Annotated in this window: 13 protein-coding genes; 12 read left to right on the plus strand and 1 reads right to left on the minus strand. The window is 45.1% G+C overall.

Annotated features, from left to right (window positions below):
• The first annotated feature begins 204 nt into the window (after positions 1-204).
• From FN831_RS19850 to FN831_RS19875, 6 genes are all read left to right on the plus strand, one after another.
• A complete protein-coding gene (locus tag FN831_RS19850) occupies positions 205-1,188 on the plus strand; it encodes a glycosyltransferase family 2 protein (protein ID WP_142529938.1) in 984 nt (327 codons plus the stop codon).
• Complete coding sequence (locus FN831_RS19855) at positions 1,163-1,981, plus strand: acyl esterase (RefSeq protein ID WP_142529939.1); 819 nt, start codon at positions 1,163-1,165, stop codon at positions 1,979-1,981. The genes FN831_RS19850 and FN831_RS19855 overlap by 26 nt, the downstream gene beginning before the upstream one ends.
• Positions 1,981-2,868 carry a glycosyltransferase gene (locus FN831_RS19860; protein WP_142529940.1) on the plus strand — a complete coding sequence of 296 codons (888 nt, stop codon included), beginning with the start codon at positions 1,981-1,983 and terminating at the stop codon, positions 2,866-2,868. The genes FN831_RS19855 and FN831_RS19860 overlap by 1 nt, the downstream gene beginning before the upstream one ends.
• A gap of 7 nt (positions 2,869-2,875) precedes the next feature.
• The gene (locus FN831_RS19865) at positions 2,876-3,823 is read left to right on the plus strand and encodes a glycosyltransferase family 2 protein (protein ID WP_142529941.1); all 948 of its coding nucleotides are present in this window, start codon (positions 2,876-2,878) and stop codon (positions 3,821-3,823) included.
• Between the two features lie 64 nt (positions 3,824-3,887).
• Complete coding sequence (locus FN831_RS19870; RefSeq protein WP_142529942.1) at positions 3,888-5,462, plus strand: M81 family metallopeptidase; 1,575 nt, start codon at positions 3,888-3,890, stop codon at positions 5,460-5,462.
• A 407-nt stretch (positions 5,463-5,869) separates the two neighbouring features.
• Positions 5,870-6,703, plus strand: coding sequence for an SDR family oxidoreductase (locus tag FN831_RS19875; RefSeq protein ID WP_142529943.1), 834 nt, complete (start codon positions 5,870-5,872; stop codon positions 6,701-6,703).
• 124 nt (positions 6,704-6,827) lie between these two features.
• Here the strand turns inward: FN831_RS19875 and FN831_RS19880 are convergent, their stop codons facing one another.
• On the minus strand, positions 6,828-7,379 hold the full coding sequence (locus FN831_RS19880) for a hypothetical protein (protein WP_142529944.1): 552 nt from the start codon (positions 7,377-7,379) through the stop codon (positions 6,828-6,830).
• A gap of 145 nt (positions 7,380-7,524) precedes the next feature.
• Between FN831_RS19880 and FN831_RS19885 the strand changes: the two genes are divergently transcribed.
• The 6 genes from FN831_RS19885 (at position 7,525) to FN831_RS19910 (ending at position 18,454) form a co-directional block, all read left to right on the plus strand.
• A complete protein-coding gene (locus tag FN831_RS19885) occupies positions 7,525-8,802 on the plus strand; it encodes a M20 metallopeptidase family protein (RefSeq protein ID WP_142529945.1) in 1,278 nt (425 codons plus the stop codon).
• 205 nt (positions 8,803-9,007) lie between these two features.
• Positions 9,008-9,955, plus strand: coding sequence for a methionyl-tRNA formyltransferase (locus FN831_RS19890; RefSeq protein ID WP_142529946.1), 948 nt, complete (start codon positions 9,008-9,010; stop codon positions 9,953-9,955).
• 35 nt (positions 9,956-9,990) lie between these two features.
• A complete protein-coding gene (locus FN831_RS19895; protein WP_142529947.1) occupies positions 9,991-10,530 on the plus strand; it encodes a phage tail protein in 540 nt (179 codons plus the stop codon).
• 8 nt (positions 10,531-10,538) lie between these two features.
• The gene (locus FN831_RS19900; protein WP_142529948.1) at positions 10,539-11,042 is read left to right on the plus strand and encodes a phage tail protein; all 504 of its coding nucleotides are present in this window, start codon (positions 10,539-10,541) and stop codon (positions 11,040-11,042) included.
• A 37-nt stretch (positions 11,043-11,079) separates the two neighbouring features.
• Positions 11,080-11,610, plus strand: a complete 531-nt coding sequence (locus FN831_RS19905) for a phage tail protein (protein ID WP_142529949.1) — start codon at positions 11,080-11,082, stop codon at positions 11,608-11,610.
• A gap of 175 nt (positions 11,611-11,785) precedes the next feature.
• Positions 11,786-18,454 carry an MBG domain-containing protein gene (locus FN831_RS19910; RefSeq protein ID WP_142529950.1) on the plus strand — a complete coding sequence of 2,223 codons (6,669 nt, stop codon included), beginning with the start codon at positions 11,786-11,788 and terminating at the stop codon, positions 18,452-18,454.
• Positions 18,455-18,524: the final 70 nt, after the last annotated feature.

Genomic DNA, 18,524 nt, shown 5'->3' on the forward strand with positions numbered 1-18,524 from the left:
TACGTTTACGAATTGCATGCCAGCTTACCATAGCCAGTTTAAACCATCAAGATAGATATTACAATGGAAAAACTGTTCATTACCGGTCAGCGGATGTTCGGAAATGCACAGGACTGATGCGATGTCTTCAGTTTTTACCGATAAATAAAGTCCATTCTCCGGTAAAGGTGTGCAAACAACAGATTTTCTCAGTCTTTTTAACGCATGAAAAGATCCATTTCTGTAATTATTCCTAATTACAATGGCAGAGAGTTATTGGCATTATACCTTCCATCTGTAATTAATGCATTAACAATAGCTGATATTCCTTATGAACTGATTGTTGTAGACGACTGCTCCAAAGATGACAGTGTGAAATTCATTCAGACTGCATACCCGGAGGTGATCTTGATTGCAAACAGGAAAAATTCTGGTTTTTCATTTACCTGTAACCAGGGGATAAAAATTGCAAAAATGGAACTTACCTTACTGCTCAATTCTGATGTACAGCTAAGTCCTGATTATTTTACCGCACAATGGAAATATTTTGACCATAATGATACCTTTGGTGTGATGGGCAGAATCATGAGCAGGGATGGCAGGAGGATTGAGGACGCAGCACGGATCTTATTTTACAAAGGCTGCCGCCTTAAAGCCAACCAGTTTTATTACAGTAATGATAAAGACGCCAGGTCTTATACAGCCTACCTTTCTGGTGCCAATGCACTGGTCAATACCAGGAAATTAAAAGAACTGGAAGGCTTTGATGAGATATTTTCTCCTTTTACCTCCGAAGATTCTGACCTGAGCACCAGGGCATGGCTGCTGGGCTGGAAATGCTACTATGAGCATTCATCTGTTTGTTATCACCAGGTGAGCGGAAGTATCCGCAAGAATATGAATACCAACTTTGTAAAGACAATCTATTTCAGAAACAGATTTATATTTCATCGTATACATTTAACAGGATTCAGAGCTGCAGCACTGCCCCTGTACATTGTTCTGGCAGAATTGCTCACGAAACTACTGACAGGTAAGATCTGGATACTGGATAGTTTCAATGAGTATAAAAAAACAGAAGCAAATATTAAAATTTCAGTAGATAAATTAAACGCCCTGAAAATCAGGCATTCATCTACTATGAACATAGAGGATATTATTCAAAAGATAAATCATTCGATAGATGGAAAGCCAATTATACGCCTGTAGAGAATATGATTTTCTAAAGAAGATTGAAGCGGCTGAAAGACCAGCTTTCAGTTATTCCGTCTGTACACTTACCACCAATATCAGCGAATATTATGAAATGGTAGATTCATTTATCCAGGCCGGATTCGGAACTGAAGATTGTGAATTTCTATACATTGACAATTCGGCACATCATCATGCAGATGCTTATACTGGTATCAATTGGTTCCTTGCACAGGCTAAAGGAGCGTACATTATTATTTGCCACCAGGATATATTAACTGATAAAGATATCAGGGCTGACCTGGAGACAAAACTTGAAGAATTGCAGCAACTGGACAGCAACTGGGCGATCTGCGGCAATGCAGGTGCTGCAGGGCCCAACCATATCGTTTATCATATTTCTTACCCCAATGATATCTTTAAGCACAAGGGCAATTTTCCCCTGAAAGTATCTGCTCTGGATGAAAATTTCCTGATCATCAAAAGAACTGCGATGCTGGCTGCTTCCAGCAACCTTTCAGGCTTTCATTTATATGCCACTGATCTTTGCCTGAATGCTGAGCTCAGGGGATTTACTTCCTACGCTATTGACTTCAACCTCACACATAAAAGTTATGGGAATGCGGATCAAAGTTTTAAACAGTCGCGCAGGAATCTCCTCAGAAAGTATAATCACTTTTTCAGGAACCGCTGGATACAAACTCCCTCTGCGGTGTTCCTGCTGTCGGGATCGAAATTGAGATGGTTGTATGCCAACCCTGCTGCACTTTTCATAGTAAGAATGTTGAACGGCGTTAAAAAGAGAATGTAATGGAAATAACAGCTGAACTGATCTCAATAGCATTGTGCACTTATAACGGGGAGGCATACCTTGCAGAACAACTGCTTTCGCTGACCCGCCAGACTTATAAAAATATAGAGATCGTCATCGTTGACGACTCCTCTTCTGATCATACCGTATCCATCATCAGGAATTTCCAGGCTGCAGATTCCCGGATTAAATTGTACTGTAATGAACAGAACCTGGGCTTCAATGCAAATTTTAAAAAAGCAATATCGCTTTGTACGGCCAAATATGTAGCCATTGCAGACCAGGATGATATCTGGATGGAAGATAAGCTCAGCATCATGATGGCAAAGATCGGGGACAATCTGTTGTGTTATCACAACTCAGCCTATATAAACGATCAGGGTACCGTTAGCGGAAAATCCACTTTATCGGCACATCGTTTTACGGAAGGGTTTTGCAGCAATTTGCTGGTGCTGAACAACTGTGTTTCAGGCCATGCCTGCCTGATCAGGAAGGAATTGCTGGACCAGGCATCCCCATTCCCTCAAGATTTATACTATGACTGGTGGTTGAGCTATACCGCAGCCTGCCAGGGCAGAATTACTTTTACTACTGAAACACTTGTTCATTACCGCCTGCACAACAACAGTATCACCCGTGCAGATAAAAAGCACTCAAAGGCATTGCGTATTCAGAACTTCAGGTATTTCAGGGATCATTCTCTCACCCCTCCCAATGTGAGTTTGTTCCTCTCAAGCCTGTTATATCAATACAAAAAATCTGAATCCCGCTTTTTTTCCCTGCCGCTATTTACCATGTTATTAAAAAACTACGCCGTTTTATTTTACACCCGCAAACGTTCGCTTTTTTCTAACCTCAGGTTCATTTTTAGAGAAAGCATAAACTAACCAAGCAATGAAAACATCACAACCTGAAGAAAAGCTTCTTGTCTCGATTGCCGTTTGTACCTACAATGGTGAGAAATTCCTGAGAGAGCAGCTCGACAGCCTGGTATCGCAAACCTATACCAATAAGGAAATCATCGTAACCGATGATTGTTCTGCTGATGGTACAATTGCTATCCTTCAGGAGTATAAAAATAAATACAGTTTCTTCAATTATATCCAAAATGATTACAACCTGGGATATGTAAAGAATTTTGAGAAGGCGATAAGCTTATGCAAGGGCGAGTATGTTGCACTTTCAGACCAGGATGACATATGGGACCCGGAAAAGATCAGCTTGCAGATGAAATATATCGGTGAGCATGCACTGATCTATCATGATTCTGCCTGCGTAGATGAAAATGGCCATACACTGCATAAAAAACTGAGTGATGTATGCCTGCTGTACCAGGGTGCCCTGCCCTATCCTTTTATGTTCTTTAATTCTGTATCCGGCCACAGTATCCTTTTCCACCGCAAACTGATTCCTGATATTCTGCCCTTTGATCCCAAATACTTTCACGACCGCTGGATTGCATTTGTAGCCTCAGAAAGAGGGGGCATCAAACTCCTGCCACAATCGCTGGTAAAATACAGGCAGCACAGCTCGTCATCCACTGATCTCCTCGAATTAAGAGCTTCGAAGGAACATGTGAGACATATCTTTTTTAACCGCGAAGCGATAGACTGGATCATCAAGTGCAGTGAAAGATCTATCGGCTACAAGGCGTTTTTTAACGAGATCATCTCTTGTTTTGGCCAGGATTATAAATTGATCAACCGGCTTAAATTGTACAGGTTGCTGGTTGGAAAATCTGCAGAGGTTTTGTTTGTTTATAAGAAATCCACGATCAGCAAAATGAATTACCTGCGGAAGCTGTGTTTTTCACGGAAGTATTCCATTGGGGAGTTGCGTTAAATTGCAAAAGTTTTTTACTATTATTATCAAGGAATTTATTCCGTTCTCAATTGATAAGATAAACATGAAAAACCCTTTTGCGAAGATCTTCGCCTACTCTATCTTAATATGTACCATTTTTTCTTGTGCAAGGAAGGCATCAGACAAGGAGCAGCAGCTGCCACGCATAGCTATTGCGGGTCTGGCAATTGAGTCGAGCACCTTTTCTCCGGCCCTCTCCAGCGAAGAATCTTTCCGCGCAAAATATGGCCAGGATGTTTTCTCCACTTATTCATTTATGGGAATTGATTCCCCGCTCCGTCAAAAAGCAATATGGATACCTACCCTGGTTGGTCATGCTATTCCGGGAGGTGCAGCTACAAAGGAAGCGTATGAAACATTGGTTGGCAGAACGCTGGATTCATTAAAAAAACATTTACCATATGATGGTTTATATTTTGATATCCACGGTGCGATGAGCGTAGTAGGACTGGATGATCCTGAAGGCGATTTTATCGAAAGAATACGCAAAGTGGTTGGTAAGAAAACGCTCATTTCAACATCTATGGACTTACATGGAAACGTATCTGTGCGTTTGGGAGAGCACTCGGATCTGATTACCTGTTACCGTATGGCACCACATGAGGACGCAATGGAAACAAAAAAGAGAGCCGTAACCAACCTGATCGACAGGATCACCAGCGGCAAAGGAAAACCTGCCTACAAAGCGTGGATACCCGTACCTATCCTGCTGCCGGGTGAAAAAACAAGTACCAGAATAGAACCTGGAAAAAGCATTTATAAAGCCGTAGCCCCTGCGGCAGCCCAGGAAGGCATCGTTGATGCCGCAATCTGGATAGGTTATGCCTGGGCAGACGAGCCGCGCAATCATGCTGTTGTGATGGTAACTGGTGATGACAAAGATAAGGTAACAAAAACGGCCGAAAAGCTGGCACAAAGCTTCTGGGACGCCCGGTCGCGTTTTGAATTTGTTGCCCCAACTGCTACGCTTACAGAAAGTCTGGACAAAGCGATAGCCAGTAAGAAACACCCTTTCTTTATCAGCGACTCTGGGGATAACCCTACTGCCGGAGGCGCGGGTGACGTTACCTGGACCCTAACAGAAATACTGAAACGGCCTGAGTTTAAATCTGCGAACGGACCTTCCCTGATTTACGCTTCAATTCCGGGACCAGAGCTGGTGGCTAAAGCACTTGCCGCAGGCGTAGGTAAACCGGTTGAAGGCACTGCGGGTGCCGCAATCGATGCACGCTATGCTCCGCCGGTTAAGTTAACAGGAACAGTTGAATCTATCTATAAAGGTGATAAGGATGCTGTAACCGAGGTAGTGATAAAAGTAGGAAGTGTTCACGTTATCGTGACTCAGAAACGTAAACCTTATCATAAAGAAATTGACTTTACCAATCTTAGTTTACAACCCCGCAAGGCGGATATTGTGGTCGTGAAGATTGGCTATCTGGAACCGGAACTGTATGCCATGCGTGCCGACTGGCTTCTTGCTTTGACACCTGGCGGAGTAGACCAGGACCTGGACCGCCTGCCTTACAAAAGAATCCGGCATCCTATGTTTCCTTTGGATAAAAACATGAAAGACCCTGATTTAAAGGCAAAGCTGCTGCGCTTGTCTGACCAGCTATAGAGCTGATCGTTCAACTTTGAAAAGCGGAGGAATAGTATCAGTTTCGGGTGCCGGTGAGCGTAGATATATTGTTTATAATAACTGGAAAACTGTACTATAGCTTTCTTACCAACCTGCTGACTCCTCTTAATAACAACGATTTACGGGATGGACTATGTTTCCACTTAATTAACTCATTTACAATATATCTATAAAACATAAAGCCTGTTTTTGTAACATTTGTAGGGTAAATTTGTATTTTTGTGTCATATTTACAGGGTAAATTTTTGTGTTTCTTGTAACCTTTGGAGGGTAATTTTTTTTATAGCCCGTTTTTTCGGTTACACACTTGTTCAGATCGGTTACACCGGGAGGGTTACGATAACTCACCTTTGTTATGAAGATTCAATCACCATAACAAGATCAATATGAAAACGATTTTTATCACCGGCGCATCAGCCGGATTAGGCAAAGCCACAGCAAGATTATTTCAGTCAGAAGGATGGAGAGTTATCGCCACTATGAGAAACCCCGAAAAGGAAACCGAACTAAACCAGCTGGACAACGTTATACTTTTACCCCTTGATGTAACAAACATCGAACAAATCAATTCAACTGTACGCGAAGCCTTTAATACCGGCACCGTAGATGTAGTATTTAATAATGCAGGATATGGACTGATTGGCCCCCTGGAATCCTACTCCGAAGAGCAGGTAAGAGGTCAGTTCGAAACCAACTTTTTTGGTGTTGTATGGGTTACGCAGGCATTCCTCCCTTACTTTAAGGAAAGAAAAAGCGGCTTGTTTATTAACACTACTTCTCTGTGCGGCTTAGTAACATACCCTCAGTCGTCAGTTTACAATGCATCAAAATGGGCAGTAGAGGGCTGGAGCGAAAGCATGTCATATGACCTTGCAGTGTTCAACATCGGTATGAAAAATGTAGCGCCGGGAGGGATCAAAAGCAATTACATGAATGTGATGGATGTAACCGAAGATGAAGGCTATGCTGCTTTAAAACAACGGATGATGGAAGGTTTCACAGACGGAACATTAATGGAGTTTTCTGAAACAGAAGTCATCGCAGATGTAGTTTACCGGGCTGCTACAGATAAAAAAGATCAGCTCACTTATCCTGCTGGCGCAGATGCCCTAAGGATTTATGCAGAGAGGCTGAAGAAAGGCCCTGAAGCTTACAGAAAAGGGTTATTTAAATATCTCCATATTGAAAGCCCTTACACTTTGACGGCGCCGAAAGTATAGGTCCTGCCTGATCAAAATAAGACCGTGACATTTGCAGGTGTATGGTAACATGAAAATCTCATATAGGTTTTCATGTTACTTATTCCGGTAAATTCACCCGGAAACACTTACAATCCCCGAAAAATTAGCTCAGCAATCCTGCTCTGAGATCCGTCAGTTCTTTAAGCAGTTCATTCTTGATTTTATCAAAGTAGAAGTCAGATTCATTATGGGCAAAATCATAAAATTTAGACTTGTCATTCTTTGACAGGTCGCCCAGTTCAAAAGTGGCATCAATAACCGCTTTCTGAAGTTCAAGACTGTTATCGCTTTCCTGAACATCTGCAATTACAGTATCCAGGATCATCAACCTGTCTTTCCTGTGGGCATCCGCATTAAAGATGAAGGAAAACAGCGATTCTGCATACGTACGGATCGCATCCAATACCATTTCATTACGGCGGATACCTTTTTTTACTGCCGCAGCAATCTTAACCTGTAAGGGTTTCGGCGCTGCATCACCTTCAGCATCATCCTGCGCTACAAGGCTGCTATGATAACTCTTTAATTCATCAATATCAGTAAACATAATGCTGATCCCGCCTTCTGTAGCTTCAGTAAACGGAGGCTCTGGGAGTTCGGTATTGAAATCGCTAATATGTACACCCTCTATTTCTATAATTATATCTTTTATCATTTCTTTTCTTTGGAAGCCGTAAAGGTATAAATAAAACTTAGGGATGGCCGCTTTTCAAAAACACAGAAACATCAGCTGAATTTCTTAGTAACTAATCTGCTTCAGTCCCGTCTCATTGTCAAACAATTAGTAAACAGAAATAAATATGAAAAGACTCCTGCCAATAGTCATACTGTTCATCGTCCTTGCCGGCTTCCGGCAGAAAACAAAAGAAAGTTTAACTCATGAAACCGTTAGAACAGAAACTGACAAAATTTATGACAGGCTGGTAAAGATCAGAAGAGATTTTCATGCAAGCCCCGAACTGGCAGGGAATGAATATCGTACCCGGGAAATCATAAAGAAACATTTGCTGGGCCTGGGGCTTGAGGTAGAAACCGGCATTTACGGACAGAGCATCGTAGGCATCTTAAAAGGAAAGAACAAGGGAAAGAAGATAGCCTGGCGGTCAGATATGGACGCCCTGCCAAATAATTTCCCCGATGCAGCAGCATTCAGATCAACAATAAATGGTGTACAGCAGGGCTGCGGGCATGACGTGCATATGGCCATTGGACTGGGGATAGCCGAAGTCCTTGCAAACCACCGGGAATCGTTAAATGGAAGAGTATACTTTATATTTCAGCCCGAAGAAGAAACCTTTGCCGGTGCAAAGGGTATGATTGACCAGGGCTTGTTTTCCAGAATACATCCTGATGAGATTTATGGCTTACACGTAACCGCATTGCCTGTGGGCCGGATTATGGTTAAGCCAAATGAAGTATTTGCTTACCAGAAACGGATTAGGATTGAGCTGAAAAATGACGTTTCCAAAGCAGAAGGCAAAGCGCTGGCCGGAAAAATCTACAATTCCTTATCCCGTTCACAAGCCGGCAGTAAGCCCTGGGAAATACAAAATATCAGCGACGCTCAAAAAGGATTGATCAATCCAAATACAATTTTTAAAGATTACCTGATCATGAATCAGAATTTTAACATTTATGCTAAGCAGGACAAACTTTTTCTTGAAGCTTATCTGTATGAGACCCGGCAGGCGAATATCCAAAACATCATACCAGAAATTAAACGTTTAATCTCAGCGCAAAAACTTGATGAAAAATTACTTTCCGTTTCATTTATACAGGAAAATCCGACAGTAGTTAACGATGAAAAACTAACCGCTAAGGCAATAAAAACCCTCAGCGGAATCTATGGAAATGATCTGATGCTACCTGATTACGGACAAGTGCCCTACTTCAATGACGACTTTGCTTATTTTCAGCAGAAGGTACCTGGTGTTTACTTTTTCCTGGGCGGTTCCAATGCCGGAAAAGGAATAACTGCAATGAATCACGCGCCCGGTTTTATGGTGGATGAAGAATGTATCAGAGTGGGCGTCAGGAGTTTTACCTCATTAATCATTGAAAGGTTAAAGCAAAAATAAGAGAGCGGGCATACAGCTAAACAGCTAAATCGAAATAGCTATTATTCATCAAAAACATTTTTATCACTGAACGGACTGAACGATTTGAACAGCCATCTTACTTGATTCTTTTGCCCGGAAGTTTCAATTTTAGATAAAATTTTTAAGATCACGAAGGAAGCAAACCCTGCTGATTAAAAAAGATTTAACGCTAACTCATCTCTCAATGAAGATCATCTTACTGGCAAGCAGTAACACGGTGTTTCCGTCGCTGCATTTTTTGCAAAACCAACAAATGCTTGCCGGGATTATTTGTCCGGAACGGTCTACAGAAGATATTTTACAAATTCAGGAATGGGCAAATACTAAAGCAGTACCTGTTAGTCTGATCACTGAGAAAACATTATCTTCTGCAATCTCAGAAATGATCCGCACAACTGCTGCCGGGCTCGTTTTAGCCTACACATTTCCCTTTAAAATTCCTGTATCCTTATTTGAGCTGGTGAAATACGGCTTTTACAATGTGCATTACAGCCTGCTGCCCAAATACAGGGGGCCGGCACCAATTTTCTGGCAATTAAAAAATGGTGACCAAAATAGTGGTATCACTATCCACAAAATGACCGGACAGTTTGATGATGGCCCCATTGTCAGCCAGCTGTTGGTTCCTGTACTTGCAGGAGAAAATGAAGGGTTGCTTAATTCAAGGTTAAGCCATCTGACCGCAGGACTGTTAAAAGAGCTGGCCGACAAAGACTTTACTTCAACTTCCCCACAAACAGTCCACACAAAAGAAGATTCATCCTATTTTGGCCGGCCCGCAGAGCAGGACATTTGCATCAATTGGGAAAGCCAGACTTCCATAGAAATAGAAAACCTTATAAATGCCTGCAATCCTTATTGCAATGGTGCAGTTACGTTTTTCAGGGGTCAGCCCCTGCGCATATTAGAAGTAAACCCTACAGATTCTGCCGGGGCAGCTCCCGCTGCAGCAGGACACATTGTACACGCTGATCAGCAATATGGCCTGTTTGTGATGTGTGCAGATCAAAACATTCTAAGGATCAACATCATAAAAATGAACGAGGGGATTTTTACTGGTTTCAAGCTATCAGCCATCGGCATAAAAGCCGGCGATAAATTTGAAAGCCCCGGCATCGCCACGCTTGCATAAAAACACTAAAGCAAATTATAAACAAACATTAAAAAATGGATAATTACGTAGGAGAAATTAGAATGTTCGCCGGCAATTATGCGCCGGCTGGCTGGTCTTTATGCGATGGCAGTACCCTGTCTATCGCCGAGTATGAGGTACTTTTCACTTTACTGGGCACCACCTTTGGAGGCGATGGCCAGACAAATTTTATGGTGCCCGATCTGAGGGGCCGTGTACCGGTGCATAGTGGCAACGGACCAGGCGGACTTCCCAATATCATTCCGGGAGCAAAAAGCGGAGTGGAAAGCATTAGCCTAAGCCAGGCAAACATGCCGCCTCACAACCACCAGGTAAATGGGGTAACCGCCACAGGAACGGCGGCAAGCCCGGCTGGCCTGTACCCTGCAACAGCATCTACTGCATCAAGAAACGCTTATATAGCGCCTGCAACTGTACCAGCGCCCACTCTCGTTCAGATGAATACAAACAGTATTGTTCCTGCCGGAAACGGCTTACCTGTTTCAATTATGCAGCCATATATGGCAGTTACCTATATCATCGCCCTTTATGGCATTTACCCTTCACACAGCTAAATCATCATATGGAAAATTATCTTGGAGAAATCAGAATATTCACATTGGCCCAGGCTATCCCCAATGGATGGGCATTGTGTGACGGTACCTTACTGCCTATTCAACAAAATGCGGCTTTGTTTTCCCTGATTGGCGTTCAGTTTGGCGGCAATGGCGTTACTACCTTTGCCTTACCCGATCTGCGCGGACGTGTGCCCTTATCCACCAGGTTAAACACCCCTTACATACAGGGAGCAGCAGGCGGATCGGCAAGTACAACATTAAACCTTACAAACCTGCCGGCGCATAACCATCAGCTGCAGGGATCATCAGCTGCCGCAACTTCACTGGTTGCAACCAACAACTACCTGGCAGCTGCCGCCGATAATGAATATGCAGCAGGAACACCCGTTACCATGGCACCCGCAATGGTGTCTGTTACAGGCGGCAGTACTCCTGTAAGTAATGTACAACCTTACCTGGGCCTCACATTCGCGATCGCAATGGTAGGAATTTATCCCTCAAGACCATAACTAATTCATTAACCTATCCAATATAAAAAATAAATCTATGGATGCATATGTAGGAGAAATCCGAATTTTCTGCGGCACGTTTGCCCCCAGCGGCTGGGCTTTTTGCGACGGATCAATACTAAACATTACTCAGAATACCACATTGTTTTCAATATTGGGCACCGTATACGGAGGCAATGGCACACAGACATTTGGCCTGCCAAACCTCAACGGTATAGCCCCTATCGGAACAGGGCAAGGCCCGGGCCTCTCCTCTTACGTGCTTGGGCAAACCGGCGGCAGTACAGGTTATACCCTTGATCAGACCACCCTGCCGCCACATAACCATATCCTGAGCGGCTCAACAGACAGTGGTTTGCAGGCCAGTCCCCAGGGAAACTACCCTGCGGCCATTACACTGGGAAAAACAAAAATCAACAAATACAATGATACGGCAAACACACAGTTAAACCCGCTGGCAATTGCACCGGCGGGCAGTCCAAGCCCTGCCCCTGTCAGTAATATGCAGCCTTATTTGCCGCTGATCTACATCATTGCACTTGCTGGGGTTTATCCTCCAAGACCATAACCAGACAGAGCTGCTCTTTACAGCAGCTCTGTTACTAATCAAATTATAAGCTCAAAATCTGTATATGATATCACTCTCTACTTAATTGTGTAAAAAAGATATAAAGCGCTAACAGGGGGAAGCATTTATACAAAACATCTATTGCTCCCTATTAACTCTCTTTTATCTCTTTTTTATGAAAAAGTATTATTTACTTACAGTACTGCTGTTTTTTATTGCTTTTAATGCCGGCGCCCAGGTGACCACCAATTTTTCAGGCACTTTAAATACATCACAAGTTTACACCCGGCCGGATTTGGTAGTCGATAATCCAGGAGATCCCAACAACTATACCCGGCAGCTGCTTCCTGCAGACCTGAAAGCCGGAAGCGGTACATACAATTATTATTTCCAGAGCTTTATCCCAGCTGTCTCCGGGGTATACAGCAGCATCAGGGTAAACTCTGCTAATTTAACTCTGGATGATAACGGCAATATTGATGACACGTATCTCTACATCTACTCAGGTAATTTTGTGCCCTCATCACCTCTGACCAATATTATACGGGCAAATGATGACGAGACTAACCTCACTCTGCGTTCTGCCGTCACAAATGTGACCTTAACAGCAGGACAAACCTATTACCTGGTACTCACCTCATTTACGGTTAACCAAACGGGCACATTAGATTTCACGATCACCGGTCCGGGCAGTGTAGCTGTGGGGCAAACCACCGTTTCTTCCATCACCAGGGCATCAGCAAACCCCAGCAGCCAGTCTACCGTAAATTATACTGCTACCTTCGCAGGAGCAGTAAGCGGTGTAGATGCAAGTGATTTTACACTTGTCCCCTTAACCGGTACAGCTACAGGAACTGTAGGCACACCTACCGGCAGCGGAAACATATGGACCGTTCCGGTCAACTCCATTACCGGAGACGGCACATTTAAATTGAATTTCACAGGTCTCAGCGGCGTAATGCCAAATGTAACCACAGCATATACCACCGGCGAAGTTTATACCATAGACCGTACGGCACCAACAATATCAACAGTAACCTCAACAGCATCAAACGGTACTTACGTTTTAGGAAATACAATACCCATCACAGTGGCCTTTTCAGAAAATGTTACCGTTACCGGCACGCCTGTGATTGCCCTTAACTCCGGAGGGACTGCCAGTTATGCCTCAGGTTCAGGCACCGGTACGCTTACTTTTAATTATGTAGTTGGCTCAGGCCAGTCTGCTGCAGATCTTGATTATACCACCACCACTGCGCTTAGCCTTGCCGGGGGAACAATCAGAGATGCCGCGGCCAACAATGCTTCTTTAATCCTGCCCACTGTTGGCGGGGCCAATTCTATTGGGGGACAAAAAAATATTGTCGTTGACGGCCTCCCACCCACCATCACCAGCGTGGCAGTTCCTGCAAATGCAACATACAGAACTGGGCAGAACCTTGATTTTACGTTAAACCTGAGCGAAGGCGTTACCGTAAACACCGGCGGCGGTATACCTTATATCGGCATTACCTTAAATACAGGCGGCGCGGTACAGGCCACATATCTGTCTGGCAGCGGCACTGCTGCACTCAGCTTCCGTTACACTGTAGCTGCCGGAAACGAGGATAATGACGGGATTGTTCTGGCCGGCACCACAACGTTAAATGGAGGCACGATTAGGGATGCTGCCGGCAACGACCTCAGCTTAACTTTGTCGGGTGTGGGATCAACCACCGCTATTCTGATAGACGGGATCGCCCCTGCGGTTAATTCGATCAACAGAGTCAGCGCAGCTTCAACCAATGCGTCAAGCGTAGATTATACGCTCAGCTTTTCTGAAAATGTTACCGGGGTAGATATCAGTGATTTTACCCTGACCACTACCGGTACCGCTGCCGGAACGGTTGCTTCCGTCAGTCCGGTATCTGCATCAGTATATACAGTTAACATCAATACCATTACCGGAACGGGTACGCTGCGCCTCGACCTTGAAAATACCGGAACGGGAATCATGGATGCGGCAACCAACGCCATCACAACCGGCTATACCAGCGGACAGGTTTACACGATAGACCGTGTGGCCCCTGTAATTGCTACGGTTGCTGTTCCTGCCAATGCAGTCTATTCCGCAGGCCAGAACCTGGATTTCACTTTAAATTTCAATGAGCCCGTTACCGTCACCGGAGCGCCTCAGCTGGGCCTGACATTGAATAGTGGTACCGTTCTGGCTACCTATCTTTCTGGCAGCGGCAGTTCGTCTTTAATTTTCCGTTATACGGTAGTTACCGGGAATACCGATAACGATGGTATCCTGCTGGATGCAGCCGCCGCTTTAAACGGGGGCACCATACAGGATGCCCTTACAAATAATGCCACACTTACCTTAAATGGAGTTCCATTAACATCGGGTATCCTCATCGATGCGGTGGCACCAACCATAACCAGTGTAGGCGTACCTGCCAATGCCACCTATGGTACAGCACAAAACCTTGATTTCACCGTGACGCTGAGTGAACCTGTAACGGTAAATGCCGGAGCTGGCAATCCATATATTGGCCTGAGCTTAAATACCGGCGGCACTGTACAGGCAGCCTACCTGTCCGGAAGCGGAAGTTCTGCCCTCACTTTCCGTTACACTGTGGCTGCAGGAAATATGGATAATGATGGCATTGTCCTGGCCAGTACAGTGACCTTAAATGGTGGAACAATAAAAGATGCTGCAGGCAATAACCTTACACTTGCCTTAGCCAGCGTTGGATCTACAGCCGCAGTAAATGTTGATGGGACTGCACCTTCAGTAAATACCATTGCAAGAGTTGGCGGCGCCGGTGTTACCAATGCAGCGAGTGTGGATTACACGGTTACTTTCTCAGAAAATGTTACAGGTTTTGACACCGGAGACCTGAGCTTAACCTCCTCTGGCACCGCAGCCGGAACTCTAGCGGCAGTTACACCGGTATCGGCTTCAGTTTATATCATTACGGTAAACGCCTTAAGCGGAGCTGGAACTTTGCGGCTGGACCTTAACAATACCGGCACCGTAATAACAGATATTGCAAACAATGCGATCAGCGCTGGTTTTACCGCCGGAGAGGTGTACACAATAGACCGCGTGGTACCGGTAATCACTTCAGTAGCGGTACCTGCCAGTGCAACCTGGCTGGCGGGGCAAAACCTGGACTTCAGCTTAAATTTCAATAAAGCTGTAACCGTTACCGGAACTCCCCAGCTGGCACTGACTTTAAACACAGGAGGCACGGTACAGGCTGCTTATCTTTCCGGAAGCGGAAGCAATGCTTTGGTTTTCCGTTATACCGTTAATACCGGAGACCTGGATAATGACGGTATCAGCTTAGCTGCTGCTGCAACTTTGAATGGTGGTAGTATCCGTGATAATGCGACAAACGATGCCGGGCTAACCCTGTCCGGTGTTCCGCCAACAACCGGGATACTTATAGATGCCGTTGTACCTGTTATTACCAGTGTAAACGTACCGGCAAATGCTACTTATGGAATTGGCCAGCATCTTGATTTTACCGTAAACCTGACTGAAAACATTATTCTGAACACTGCCGGAGGAATCCCATCCCTTGATTTAACCTTAAATACCGGCGGTACTGTACAGGCATCTTACCTGTCTGGTAACAATACAACTGCCCTTACCTTCCGCTACACGGTGGCCGCTGGAAATGCAGATAACGATGGTATTGTGCTGGCCACAGCAATTGCCTTAAACGGAGGAACGGTAAAGGATGCGGCAGGCAACAACCTGAGCACTGCACTACAGAATGCCGGCTCCACTGCCGCAGTAAATGTTGATGGGACTGCACCTGCGGTAAATGCTATCGCAAGAGCAGGAGGAGCTGGCACAACCAATGCAGCGAGTGTTGATTACACCGTTACCTTCTCTGAAAACATATCAGGAGTTGACATCAGCGACCTTAGCTTAACCACCACCGGCACCGCTGCAGGAACCGTAGCTGCAATAAGTCCGGTATCGGGATCTGTCTATACCGTTAGTGTAAACACAATAACGGGTGCAGGAACCTTGCGCTTAGACCTTAAAAACACCGGAACCGGCATAATTGATGCGGGCGCTAACCCCATTAGCGGCGGTTTTACTGCCGGAGAAGTTTATACCATAGACCGGATTATACCTGCGCTTACTGCAGTAAACATCCTGTCAAACAATGCGCAGCCAACCAAAGCAAAAGCGGGCGATATCATTACCCTTACTTTTACTTCGGCTGAGACCATCCAAACGCCTGTTCTTACCATCAATGGTAACGCCCCAACAAGCTTAACCTCTACCGGAAACAACTGGACAGCAACCTATATGTTAACAGCTAATGATACAGAAGGGCTTGTTCCATTTAACATCAGTTTTACCGACCTGGCCAATAACGCAGGTGTTCCGGTAACTGCAGGAACCGGCTCAGTGCTTTTTGACAGGACCCCGCCGGCAATACCAGGCGGACTTGCAGCAGTTTCTGGTGATACACAAATCCAGCTCAGCTGGAATGCCGGTACAGATGCAGACCTGGCCAGTTACAGGATCCTGTCGGGCACCAGTCCGGAGCCTACCGTAGTCTTGAGCAATATCCCGGCAGGAACTACCAGCTATACCCATACCGGCCTCAGCAATGGTGTGGCTTATTACTATAAGATCCAGGCATTTGACCAAACCGGCAACAGCAGTGCTGCCAGTGCAGATGTGACTGCTATACCAAAAGCAAATCAGGTCATAACTTTCAACCCTGTTACTGCTAAAACCTATGGGGATGCAGATTTTATTCTGGGCGCAGTCAATTCATCGGCAGCATTGCCTGTTACTTATACCGTTGCAGACCCTGCTATAGTGTTAATTACAGGAAATACCGCGAAGATCCTGAAATCAGGTAGTACCACAATCACGGCAACACAGGAAGGAAATTCTTCTTTTAATCCTGCCGCAGCTGTGCAAAGAGCACTGACCGTAAACCAGAAAGACCTGGTAATTGTAAACAATAACCGCTCAAAAGTTTATGGCAGCACATTAGGCAATACAGATTTTACCGGCAGTATCACTGGTGTAGTCAACAATGATAACATCACTGTAAGCCGCAACAGCACAGGAGCGGCCGCAGCAGCAGTTGTAGGAACTTACCCTGTCAGTGGTACGCTGGCAGATCCGGATAGTAAACTCTCAAACTATAATCTGAGCAATCCAACAGCGCTGTTAACCGTTACACAGAAACCCTTAACGATTACAGCGTCAAACCAGACCAAAACCTATGGTGATGCACTAACATTTACGGGTACTGAATTTACATCCCTTGGATTGGTGAACGGGGACCTGATCAGCTCGCTCAGCATATCCAGCCCCGGGGCTACAGCTACAGCTACTGTAGCCGGATCACCCTACGTGATCATACCTGCATCAGCTGCTGGCACAGGCTTATCTAATTATACGCTTGCTTACGTGAACGGCACTTTAACAGTAAACCAAAAAGGCCTGGTGATCACAGCAGATAACAAAGAGAAGTTTGCAGGTACAGCGAACCCACCTTTAACAGCTAGCTTTAGCGGATTGGTGAACGGTGAAACCAGAACGGTATTAACCACGCAGCCTGTATTATCCACTACCGCCATCCAGAGCAGTCCGATAGGCAATTACCCCATCACTGCAGGATCTGCCGCGGCAGCCAATTATGTGATCAGCTATGTTAACGGAGCCCTCAGTGTTAAGGCGGCGGCACCAACAGATATCAGCCTCAGCCTTTCAGCCTTTTACGAAAACCAGCCTTCAGGAACCAATGCAGGTTTGCTGAGCGCTACTTCAGATGACCCTGCCGCCACTTTCAGCTACAGCTTAATCGGCGGATCGGGAGATACGGACAACAGCTTGTTTAGCATCTCCGGTACAAATGTGCTTAGCACCGCTTCACTGAACTATGAGCAAAAAGCAGTTTACAGCATCAGGGTACGTGTAACCACACAATACGGTTTCACGCTGGACAAGGCTTTCAGCATTAACCTGTCTGATGTAAATGAGATACCTGCACTGGATGCAGTTACCAACCAGGTACTTTGCTACACCAGCGCTAAACAGGACATCAGCTTAACAGGAATAAGCAGCGGGCCGGAAACGGCGCAGACGACTACTGTTACTGCCATCAGCAGTACAGACCTGATCCAAAACATCAGCGTTACCAAAAATGGTGCAGCCAATGCTACGTTAAGTTACCGTATTAAAGACGGTGCTGCCGGAACAGCTACCATTACTGTAACCGTAAAAGATAACGGCGGTATAGCAAATGGAGGGACCGACACCTATACCCGCAGCTTTACGATCACTGTAAATGCACTTCCTGTAATTGCCATTACCGCAAATCTGGGAACAGAAATTTCCAAAGGCAAAACAGTGCTGTTAACCGCTACCGGTGGAACGTCCTACAGCTGGGCCACAGGCAATGGGATTATCAGCGGGCAGCAGACAGCAACGCTGACGGTTAGGCCATCTATAACCACTACCTACACCGTAACAGTTACCAACGCTTCTGGCTGTACTGAACAGAAAACTATTACCCTTAATGTGCTGGATGATTTTAAAACGCTTGATGCCACCAATATCGTCACACCAAATGGTGATGGACAGAATGATTTCTGGCTCATCAGGAATATCGATCTGTATCCCAACAACGAGGTAAAAGTATTTGACAAAGCCGGCAGGATAGTATTCAGCCAGAAACACTATCAGAATACATGGGATGCCACAGTAAACGGCTCTCCGCTCAGCGAAGGTACTTATTATTATATCGTAGATTTTGGTGAGGGCAAAGGAAGGTTAAAAGGCTTCATCACCATCATCAGGAGACAGTAGTACAGACTCAGTTATCCATCGTCAGGGGCATGATCCTGACGGTGGTATTACAAACCAACAAGCTTAAGTG

Source organism: Pedobacter westerhofensis (assembly GCF_900182595.1).
Classification (GTDB): Bacteria; Bacteroidota; Bacteroidia; order Sphingobacteriales; family Sphingobacteriaceae; genus Pedobacter; species Pedobacter westerhofensis.